The sequence below is a fragment of the Streptomyces purpurogeneiscleroticus genome, assembly GCF_020024005.1.
Lineage (GTDB): Bacteria > Actinomycetota > Actinomycetes > Streptomycetales > Streptomycetaceae > Streptomyces > Streptomyces purpurogeneiscleroticus.
The window spans coordinates 21,079-30,462 of the sequence record NZ_NHSG01000406.1 but is presented as its reverse complement, the minus strand read 5'-3'; the positions used below and the strand labels follow the sequence as shown (position 1 = coordinate 30,462).

At 73.3% G+C, this 9,384-nt stretch carries 8 protein-coding genes; 5 read left to right on the top strand and 3 right to left on the bottom strand.

What is annotated here, in order from left to right:
• A partial coding sequence (locus tag CCS38_RS30000) for a ComEA family DNA-binding protein (RefSeq protein ID WP_223736479.1) occupies positions 1-863 on the top strand: 863 nt, incomplete at its 5' end.
• Positions 860-3,595, top strand: a complete 2,736-nt coding sequence (locus CCS38_RS29995; protein WP_223736478.1) for a ComEC/Rec2 family competence protein — start codon at positions 860-862, stop codon at positions 3,593-3,595. The genes CCS38_RS30000 and CCS38_RS29995, both read left to right, overlap by 4 nt.
• On the opposite strand, the gene CCS38_RS29990 is transcribed toward CCS38_RS29995, so the two are convergent.
• A complete protein-coding gene (locus CCS38_RS29990) occupies positions 3,525-5,042 on the bottom strand; it encodes a PstS family phosphate ABC transporter substrate-binding protein (RefSeq protein ID WP_223736477.1) in 1,518 nt (505 codons plus the stop codon). The two genes, CCS38_RS29995 and CCS38_RS29990, sit on opposite strands and share 71 nt — an antisense overlap.
• A 261-nt stretch (positions 5,043-5,303) precedes the next feature.
• On the opposite strand from CCS38_RS29990, the gene CCS38_RS29985 reads away from it, so the two are divergent.
• Positions 5,304-5,789, top strand: a complete 486-nt coding sequence (locus CCS38_RS29985) for an RrF2 family transcriptional regulator (RefSeq protein ID WP_223736476.1) — start codon at positions 5,304-5,306, stop codon at positions 5,787-5,789.
• Positions 5,789-6,721, top strand: coding sequence for an arylamine N-acetyltransferase family protein (locus tag CCS38_RS29980; protein WP_223736475.1), 933 nt, complete (start codon positions 5,789-5,791; stop codon positions 6,719-6,721). The genes CCS38_RS29985 and CCS38_RS29980 overlap by 1 nt, the downstream gene beginning before the upstream one ends.
• A gap of 12 nt (positions 6,722-6,733) precedes the next feature.
• Here CCS38_RS29980 and CCS38_RS29975 read toward each other — a convergent pair whose 3' ends face one another.
• Positions 6,734-6,985 carry a hypothetical protein gene (locus CCS38_RS29975; protein WP_223736474.1) on the bottom strand — a complete coding sequence of 84 codons (252 nt, stop codon included), beginning with the start codon at positions 6,983-6,985 and terminating at the stop codon, positions 6,734-6,736.
• A 73-nt stretch (positions 6,986-7,058) separates the two neighbouring features.
• Here CCS38_RS29975 and holA point away from each other — a divergent pair, with 73 nt between their 5' ends.
• Entirely contained in the window at positions 7,059-8,045 is a 987-nt protein-coding gene (gene holA, locus CCS38_RS29970) for a DNA polymerase III subunit delta (protein WP_037958118.1), read from the top strand.
• A gap of 68 nt (positions 8,046-8,113) precedes the next feature.
• Here the strand turns inward: holA and CCS38_RS29965 are convergent, their stop codons facing one another.
• On the bottom strand, positions 8,114-8,887 hold the full coding sequence (locus tag CCS38_RS29965; protein WP_223736473.1) for a hypothetical protein: 774 nt from the start codon (positions 8,885-8,887) through the stop codon (positions 8,114-8,116).
• Between the last annotated feature and the right edge of the window lie 497 nt (positions 8,888-9,384).

Sequence of the window (9,384 nt, the reverse complement as noted above, 5' to 3'; positions counted from 1 at the left end):
ACCCACCTGACCCCCCTCCGCCTGGTCCTCCTCCACCCGATTCATTGGGTCCTGGCCTGTTGCCGATGGCCCGTTGGCGGGTGGCGCTGCAAGAACGGCTGCCGTTGTGGATCCAGCTGCGGTGCGGCACGGACCCGAAGGCGCTCGGCGCGCTCGCCGTCGTGCTGCTGCTCGCCGTGGCCTTCGCGGTGCACCATTTCTGGACCGCCCGGCCCCAGACCGTACGGGCGCCGACGGCACAGCACGCCTCGGCGGCCGCACCGGGCAGCGGCCCGACCGCGGCCGAGCGGGCGGGGCCGGCCGGACTCGCCGGTCCGAGCGGTGCCGCAGCCGGCGGAAGCATGGCAGGCGCAGCGGCCGGTGCGGTATCCGGCCCCGCGGACCGCAGGATTGTCGTGGACGTCGCGGGCAAGGTGCGCCGCCCCGGCATCCACCGCCTCCCTCCGGGCGCCCGCGTCGCCGATGCGCTGCGTGCCGCGGGCGGGGTGCTGCCCGGGACGAACACCCGCACGCTGAACCGCGCCCGCCTCCTGGCAGACGGCGAGCAGGTCGTCGTCGGCGCTCCGGCCGCCGCCCCTGCGGCACCCGGCGCTGCTGCCGCCGCTCCTGGTACGGCAGCGCCCGGCGGAGGGGCCTCGGGCGGCTCCCTTGCGGCCGGTGGCGCCCCGGCCGGTCCGGTCAGCCTGAACTCCGCCACTGCCGAGCAGCTCGACACCCTCCCCGGCGTCGGCCCCGTCCTCGCCCAGCACATCATCGACTTCCGCACCCAGCACGGCGGCTTCGCCTCGGTCGACCAGTTGCAAGAAGTCAACGGGATCGGTGACCGCCGATTCGCCGACCTGCGCCCTCTGGTGCAGCCATGACCACCCCATGGGCTCCGGCCTCTTCGTACGGCTCGGCCGTCGGGCAGCCGGCGAACGACGCCGAGGGAGAGCGGGCCGATGCACAGCCCACGCCGGTCGCCGCGCAGTCGCCGGCAGGGCCCGGTGACCCACAGGCCCAGCCTCCGCAGGGGGAGGGGCCGGCCGATCTGCGGTTGGTCGCGCCGGCGCTCGCCGCCTGGGGAGCCGCGGCGCTGGCTCTGGACGCCCCCGTCGGGCCGCTGTTCCTGCTCTGTGCCGCTGCCCTCGTGCTGGCCGGCCTCGCCGTCCTCCGGGCCGTACGCCGCCACGCGGCGGGGAGCCTCGTCGCGGCGGCCGCGGTGTTGCTCTGCGCGGTGGGCGGTGCGGTCTCGGCGGCGCTCCAGGGGGCGGATCTGCGGCGCGGCCCGGTGCCCCGGCTGGCGCAGCAGTACGCGCAGGCCACCGTCGAGTTGGAGGTGTCCGAGGACCCGCACCTCGCCCGGCAGCGGGTGCGCGGCGCGCAACGTATGCCGGCCGCCGTCGTGTTCGCCGCCGAGGTGCGCCGCATCACCGCACCGGACGGTACGGTGACCGCCCTCCGCACCCCCGTCCTGGTCATCGTTCCCCAGCACCGGCCTCAGCGGGACCGCACGTCCGGTGCGGGAGACGGGCAAGACGGGCGAGAGCACGCCCACTCGACCGCGCAAGCCCCCGGCAGTGCCGCCAACGCTTCCTGGCGGGCGCTGCTCCCTTCCACGCGCATCCGCGTCGAGGCACGGCTCGTGCCCCCGCTGCCGCCCACCGGCCGTGTGGCCGCCGTACTGCGCGTAGCGGCCGATGCGGCCGACTCGCCACCGCAGCGCATCGGCGGCCCCACGTCTCTCCAGCGGCTCGCGGGCTCCCTCCGGGAAGGGCTGCGCGAGGCGTCCGACGGCCTGCGGCCCGACGCACGCGCCCTGCTGCCCGGGCTCGTCGTCGGTGACACCTCCCGCCTGACGCCGGAGCTCGACGACGCCTTCCGGGCGACCGACCTGACGCATCTGCTCGCCGTCTCCGGCAGCAACCTCACCATCGTGCTGGTCCTGCTCATCGGCCCGCCGCACCTCGCCGTACGTGCCGAACGCCGGGGTCTCGCGCCTCGCCTGGGCCTGTCGCTGCGGACCACGGCGGTGATCGGCGGCGCGGTGGCGATCGCCTTCGTCGTCGTGTGCCGCCCCGACCCCAGCGTGCTGCGCGCCGCGGCCTGCGGGCTGATCACGCTGCTGGCCATCGGTTCGGGACGCCGCCGCACGCTGCTTCCCGCGCTCGCCGCCGCCGTGCTGCTGCTGGTCCTCTACGACCCCTGGCTGGCCAGGAGTTACGGCTTCCTGCTCTCCGTACTGGCCACCGGCGCGCTGCTCACTCTTGCTCCGCGCTGGAGCGCCGCCCTGCAGCGGCGGCGCGTTCCGCCCCGGCTCGCCGAGGTGATCGCCGCGGCCGCCGCAGCGCAGGCCGTGTGTGCGCCGGTCATCGCGGTGCTCGCCGCCCGCGTCGGCCTGGTGGCCATCCCCTGCAACCTGCTCGCGGAGCTGGCCGTGGCGCCCGCGACAGTGCTCGGGTTCGCGGCCCTGGCCACCGCGCCTCTCCTGCCGCCGCTCGCCACCGCGTTCGCCTGGTGCGGGGGATGGCCGGCCGAGTGGATCGCGACCATCGCGCGCACCGGAGCAGCGCTGCCCGGTGCCGAGTTCGGCTGGCCCGGTGGCTGGGCCGGGGGCTTCCTGCTGGCCGCGGCCATCGTCGCCCTGGTGCCGGTTGCCCGGGTCCTGCTGCGGTACCGCGGGTTGTGCGTCGTCTGTGCCCTGCTCCTGGTCGTGCTCGTCGTCCGGCCCGTGCCGCTGACCCGGATCGTCACCGGCTGGCCGCCGCCCGGCTGGCGGCTGGCCGTGTGCGACGTCGGCCAGGGAGACGGCCTCGTCGTGGCGACCGGCCCCGGCAGCGCGCTGGTCGTGGATACCGGGCCCGACCCGCGTGCCATGGACCGCTGCCTGCAGGAACTGGGCGTACGCCGCATCCCGCTCCTCGTCCTCACGCACTTTCACGCCGATCATGTGGACGGCCTTCCCGGCGCGCTCCGGGGCCGCAGCGTCGGCGCGCTGGAGACGACGACTCGCGAGGACCCGCCGGGCCAGGCGGCGTTCGTGCGCGAGGCGGCGACCGCACAGGAAGTACCGGTGGTCCGGGCCACACCGGGTGAGCGGCGCCGAACGGGTCCGGTGTCCTGGGAAGTCCTCTGGCCCTCGGCCGGCTTCATGCCCGAAGGGCCCAACAACGCCAGCGTCACTCTGCTCGTACGTACGGCAGGGCTCACCGTTCTTCTCCTCGGCGACCTCGAACCTCCCGCTCAGCAGGCGCTGTTGGCCGCCCGCCCCGGGCTGCGGGCGATCGACGTGCTCAAGGTCGCCCACCACGGCTCCGCCTATCAGGACCCGGCGCTCCTGCGTGCGCTGGCGCCGCGGCTCGCCCTGATCAGCGCGGGTGCGGGGAATCCGTACGGCCACCCCGCCCCCAGCACGGTCGCCGCGCTGCGCGTGCAGGGGGCGAGGGTGCTGCGCACGGACACCGATGGCGCGATCGCCGTGACGGGCAGCGCCACCACCGGCCTCGCGTCCGCCACCCGCAATGGCCGACGGCGGCGGGTGGCTGTCAGGGACGGCATACCGAGGCCGACAGGCTTCGGTCGTCGGCGCAGGGCACGTGTTTGTACATCCGCATGACGTTCTTCGCGGTGTCGGAGTTCAGGTAGGTCAGGAACTTCGCGGCGAGGGAGCCGTCGGCCGGATGCCCGTAGGAGTACAGGAACTCAACGGTCCAGAAGGGGTATTCATGTTGCTGTCCCCACTCGATGTCGGGCTCGTGTCCGTTCAGCCGGATGGCGATGACGTGCGGCCGCTTGGCCGCCGCGTAGGTCTCGGCGTAACCGACAGCGCCCTCCACGCGGTCGACCGTGTCCAGCAGCCCGGTGGTGCTGTTCACCTCGCAGCGGGTGACGCGGGCCCGCTCGTCCCGGTCCTTGCCGGTGCAGTCGTACGACGACACCACGCCCGGCTCCGAACGGCGCAGCACGGTCGTCTCGAAGGCCCGCCGGGTCCCGGAGCCGGCGTCGCGGCCGACGACGTGGATGGCGAGGTCGTTGCCGCCCACGTCACGCCAGTTGGTGTACGTGCCGTCGTAGATCTTCCGCACCTGGTCGAGGGTGAGGTTGTCGACACCGGTGCGCTCGTTGACGACCAGGCTGAGCAGGATGACGCCCACCCGCTCGCCCTGCAGCCGCCCGTAGATCGAGGGGGCGGGGACGTCGGACATGGCGAGGAACGACGGGCTGCCGGAGCGGGTGGCGCGCCCGGCCCGGTTCAGGTTGGTGAGACCGGAGAGGCTGCCGCTCCGGGCGACGTCGATCACGGCACCCGGGCAGCGCGCCTGATACTGACGGGCGATCTCCTGCATCGGGGGAGCGAACGCGGTGGACCCGTCGATGGTCAGCCGCCCGGTGGCGCACTCGGCACGGGCGGGCGGTGTCGGGGTACTGAGCAGCAGGCCGCCCAGCAGCCCGACCAGGACGATGAAGAGGCCGCCGAGGGCGAGGCTCGACTTGCGCGGGCCCCAGCGCTGGGTGTTCCGGCGGATCCGGCCGCCGCTGAGGAAGCCGCCGACGATCACCTCGCCGCCGGCTTGCGTCCGGCCGCGGCCCGCGGGGGCCTCGTCCGTGCCGGAGAGCAGTACCAGCAGCTTGAAGTGGTTGCGGGTGTTGAGCGGGACCTTCGGTATGTGCAGGCGGTTGCCGTTGTAGCGCAGGCCGGCGCCGGGCCGGGTCAGCATGCTGATCAGGTCGGTCGGGTTGGCGTCCGGTACCTCGACGCCGAGGACCGTACGGCCGGTGAACTCCACCGTCAGCGGTTCCTGGTAGTCCTGCCGGACGATGTCCTTGCTGCCGTCGTTCTCGATCCGCAGCAGGGCAAGCGTGGCGTCGGAGATCTCCTGTTCCTGTCTCAGGAGCCGCAACTGCACGAGGCTGTGGGCGTCCTGGGGGTTCATGCCGATCGGGGTGTCCATCTGGACGCGGTAGCCGATGCGCTTGCGGCCGGGCAGGAAGCGCTCCACTGCCCAGATCACGGCGGTGACCGCGAGTCCGGTCAGGGCCAGGACGGTCTCGGTTTCCGGCATGGCCACGGCAACCTCGCAGGGGAGATCGGGGAGGGGACGGCTGCGCTCTGTGGGGCTGAGGGCAAGTACGGTGATGCCCGCAATCTAGGGAGCCCTCGCCGCGGCCGAGCACGCTTCGGCAAGCCTTCACCAGAGGTTCAGCCGACAGCCGTCAGAGTCGGGAGAGCCGTCAGAGCCGGGAGAGTCCGGAGATCCCGAAGATCCCTGAGCCCCCACAGATCCCGGAAAACCCGGAGAACCCGGATCGGTAGACTCCAGATTATGAGGATGAGTGAAGGCGTCGAGTGGGGGCTGCACTGCTGCGTGACGCTGGCCTGGCTCGGGGACGAGCAGCCGGTGTCCACGGCGAGGCTGGCCGCCTCGTTCGACCTGCCGGCCGCGTACCTCAACAAGCGCCTCCAGGCGCTCGTACGGGCCGGGATCCTCAGCTCGACGCCGGGCGCCCGGGGTGGTTTCCGGCTCGCCCGGCCGCCGGAGGCGATCACGCTCATGGATGTGGTGGCCGCGATCGAGGGGCCGGAGGAGGCGTTCCGCTGTATGGAGATCCGGCAGCAGGGCGCGGGGGCCGAGCTGGAGGGGCGCGACCTCCGGCGGCCGTGCGGCATCGCCATGGCAATGCGCCGCGCCGAGCTGGCCTGGCGCCGCGAGCTGGCCGCGCAGACCCTCGCCGACATCCTCGCCGGGGCTCCGGCCACGGCGGCGGACCGTACTCGCCGCTGGTTCGCGACGGAAAGGACGGGGAGCTGATGGACACCGAGGGCGTCAGGGACGTCGAGGGCGTCAGGGACACCGGGGCCGCCGCCGAGACCGTGCGGAGCGACGGGGGCGGCGCTGGGGCCGGGGTCGCTGCCGGTGCTGAGGCCGTCGACGCCTACCTGCGACGGATCGGGGTGGAGCGGCCGGCCGCGCCCGATGCCGAGGCGTTGCGGGCGTTGCACCTCCAGCATCTGCGTACGGTCCCGTTCGAGAACCTCTCCATCCACCTCGGTGAGGAGATCGTCCTCACCGAGCAGGCGCTGCTGGACAAGGTCGTACGGGCCCGCCGTGGTGGGTTCTGCTACGAACTCAACGGCTCGTTCGCGTTCCTGCTGACCGCGCTCGGGTACGACGCCGAGCTGCTGTCCGGGCGGGTCTACGGGGAGGACGGGCGGCTTGGCATCCCGTACGACCACGCGGCCGTGCGGGTCCGTACGCCTGACGGGCCGCTGCTGGCCGATGTCGGGTTCGGGCGGCACAGCCACTACCCGCTGCGGCTGGACACGGCGGAGGAGCAGGCCGAGCCGGGCGGGTTCTTCCGGGTCGTGGAGACGGCCGAGGGCGATCTCGACGTACTGCGGGACGGGGCGCCGCAGTACCGGCTCGAACTGCGGCCGCGGGCGCTCGCCGACTTCGAGGCGGGCTGCTGGTGGCAGACCACGTCACCGAAGTCGCACTTCACGCAGTCGCTGGTCTGTTCGCGGCTCACCGATGACGGCGGCCGGATCACGCTCTCCGGCCGGACGCTCGTGATCACCGCGCCCGACGGGAGCCGGACGGAGCGCGAGATTCCCGAGGCGGAGGTACTCGCTGCCTACCGCACGCACTTCGGCATGACCCTCGACCGCGCCCCGACGTCACCGATACCGCCGATACTGCCGATACCGGCGACGGGGTCGGCGCAGGGCGGGACGCCCGGCTAGGGATCCCAGGGGTCAGGGGCGGGCCGGTTCCAGCCAGCCTTCGTACTCGGCGGCCAGGGTGTCCAGTGCGGTCGGGTCGCAGGTGGCTTCCGGGTCTTCCAGGACGACGAGCCACTGCGCGTCCTCGGCGTCGTCCTCGCCGGCCAGGGCGTCCCGTACGAGCTGCGGCTGCTGGGTCACGCCGTACTCCTCGGTCAGCACCTCGGCCACTTCCTCAGCGGCGTCCCGGTCGGGCAGCACCAGTACATGTCGAACATCGCTCACCCGGCCATTCTCCGACAGCGGTCGGGCAACGGTGGCGGCCGGTGTGTCAGTGGGGCGTGGGATGCTGTTCGCGATGGCCAGGAAGACAGCAAACGACGACCCCCTTGCGCCCCTCACGATCGCCGTGGGGCAGGAAGAGCTGCTGCTCGACCGTGCGGTGCAGCAGGTGGTGGCGGCGGCGCGGGCCGCCGACGCGGACACCGACGTGCGTGACCTCACCCCCGATCAGCTGCAGCCGGGCACATTGGCCGAGCTGACCAGCCCGTCGCTGTTCGCGGAGCGGAAGGTCGTGGTCGTGCGAAACGCCCAGGACCTGTCCGCCGACACGGTCAAGGACGTCAAGGCGTACCTCGGCGCGCCGGCCGAGGAGATCACGCTGGTGCTGCTGCACGCGGGCGGCGCGAAGGGCAAGGGGCTGCTGGACGCGGCGCGCAAGGTCGGGGCGCGCGAGGTTGCCTGCCCGAAGATGACCAAGCCGGCCGACCGGCTGTCGTTCGTGCGGGGGGAGTTCCGTACGGCGGGGCGGTCGGCGACGCCGGAGGCGTGCCAGGCGCTGGTGGACGCGATCGGCAGCGACCTGCGGGAGCTGGCGTCGGCGTGTGCGCAGCTCGCGGCGGATGTCGAGGGCACGATCGATGACGCGGTGGTCGCGCGGTACTACACCGGGCGCGCCGAGGCTTCCAGCTTCACGGTGGCCGACCGGGCGGTCGAGGGGCGCGCGGCCGAGGCGCTCGAGGCGCTGCGGTGGGCGGTCTCGACCGGGGTCGCGCCCGTCATGATCACGAGTGCGCTGGCGCAGGGCGTCCGCGCGATCGGCAAGCTCGCCTCGGCGCCGCGGGGGGCCCGGCCGGGCGATCTCGCGCGGGAGCTGGGGATGCCGCCGTGGAAGATCGACCGGGTACGACAGCAGATGCGGGGCTGGTCGGCGGACGGTGTGGCGGTGGCCCTGCGCGCGGTCGCCGAGGCGGACGCGGGGGTGAAGGGCGGCGGGGACGACCCGGAGTACGCGCTGGAGAAGGCGGTCGTGACGATCGCCAGGGCGGCGCGCTCCCGCCGCTGACCCTGCGGCCCGGGCCACCGAAAGCGTCGGCCGCCCAGCCCTCCCAGCCGCCCAGCCCGCCCAGCCGCTCAGCCCCGCATCCTCGCCAGTGTTTCCTTTGCGCTGGTGCGGAGCATGTCGGCGACCTCGGTGGAGTCGGGCCGGCCGGTGGTGTTGCTGCTGGAGTAGCTGGACCAGGTGGTCTCGTACGTGAGCCAGCCGTCGCGGATGCCGAGGACCACGTACGAGCCCTTGCTGTCGGCGGTTTCCTCGCGGGTCACCAGGTATGCCTCGTCACCGATGCCCCGTACGGGCTCGACCTTGTAGTCGGTCGAGGACTGTTCCTGTTCGTACGAGCGGTACCGCGCCGCGAACTCCGGTGCCGGGTCGGTCTTCTTGTGCAGGAACGCCTTGGAGTAGACGAGGGTGGAGGAGTAGTCGTTGTCGCCCGCGTCCTCCGATACGAGGTCGGCGTTGCACCACATGGAGTCCAGCGCGGGGTCCTGGTGGCCACTGGGCTCGGGGTTCTCGCCGGCGCTGTCCGAGGTGCTGCTGTCCTCCATCTTGAAGCGCGCGTCCTCGAACGGCGTCCACGAGACCGACCGGCAGAGGTCGGACTGGTAGCGGTAGCCGCGCAGGTCGGGGCTGGGTTCGCCGCTGAGGCCGCCGGTCACGGCGAGCACGCCGGCCCAGACGGCCGAGGCGACCACGGCGCCGCCGACGGCCCACAGCCAGGAGGGCATGCCCTTGCCGCCACGGGTCCCGCCGGAGCCGCCCGGACCGCCGCCGTAGCCGGCGCCCGGTACGGCCGCCGGGTAGCCGTATCCGGCCGGTGGCGCCCCGTACGGGTGCTGCTGGGGCACCTGACCGTACGGATTCCCTGCCTGCGGCCCCGCCGGAGGCGGAGGCGGTGGTCCCTGAGGAGGCTGGTGCGGTTGCTGGGCGTACGGATTGGGCTGTTCCCCCGAGTTGGACATGAGCGGCAGCGTAGCCGACGGGAATCGGCCACGGCTGTCGCGTCCAAGGGAGCCAAAACGTCGCCCTCCCCAGGGCCCAAGGCCCCAAGGCTCCAACGCCCCACAAGCCGAGGACGCCGCTCCGTACAAGCCGATCCGTACAAGCCGAAAACCCGTGAGCAAGCCGAAGACCCCGCCCCGCCCTGGGGAAGGGCGGGGACGGGGTCCTCGGGATCAAGCTGGGTGCGCCGCACCCGCGTGGCGAACGCAGGCCGCGTGCGGCGCGGGGGCCGGGGAGGAGCGGAGAGAGGGGCCGCTGGGTCCTCACCGGCGATGAAGCGTGTTGGCTGCCGTACAGGTCGTAACCCGTGACGGCGGCCGCGAGGCTTTCATGGAGGTCCCGG

What these genes read in the sequence shown, in the direction of transcription:
- CCS38_RS29995 (WP_223736478.1), top strand. Translation starts at nt 860, where the DNA reads ATGACCACCCCATGGGCTCCGGCCTCTTCGTACGGCTCGGCCGTCGGG.
- CCS38_RS29990 (WP_223736477.1), bottom strand. Translation starts at nt 5,042, where the DNA reads ATGCCGGAAACCGAGACCGTCCTGGCCCTGACCGGACTCGCGGTCACC.
- CCS38_RS29985 (WP_223736476.1), top strand. Translation starts at nt 5,304, where the DNA reads ATGAGGATGAGTGAAGGCGTCGAGTGGGGGCTGCACTGCTGCGTGACG.
- CCS38_RS29980 (WP_223736475.1), top strand. Translation starts at nt 5,789, where the DNA reads ATGGACACCGAGGGCGTCAGGGACGTCGAGGGCGTCAGGGACACCGGG.
- holA (WP_037958118.1), top strand. Translation starts at nt 7,059, where the DNA reads ATGGCCAGGAAGACAGCAAACGACGACCCCCTTGCGCCCCTCACGATC.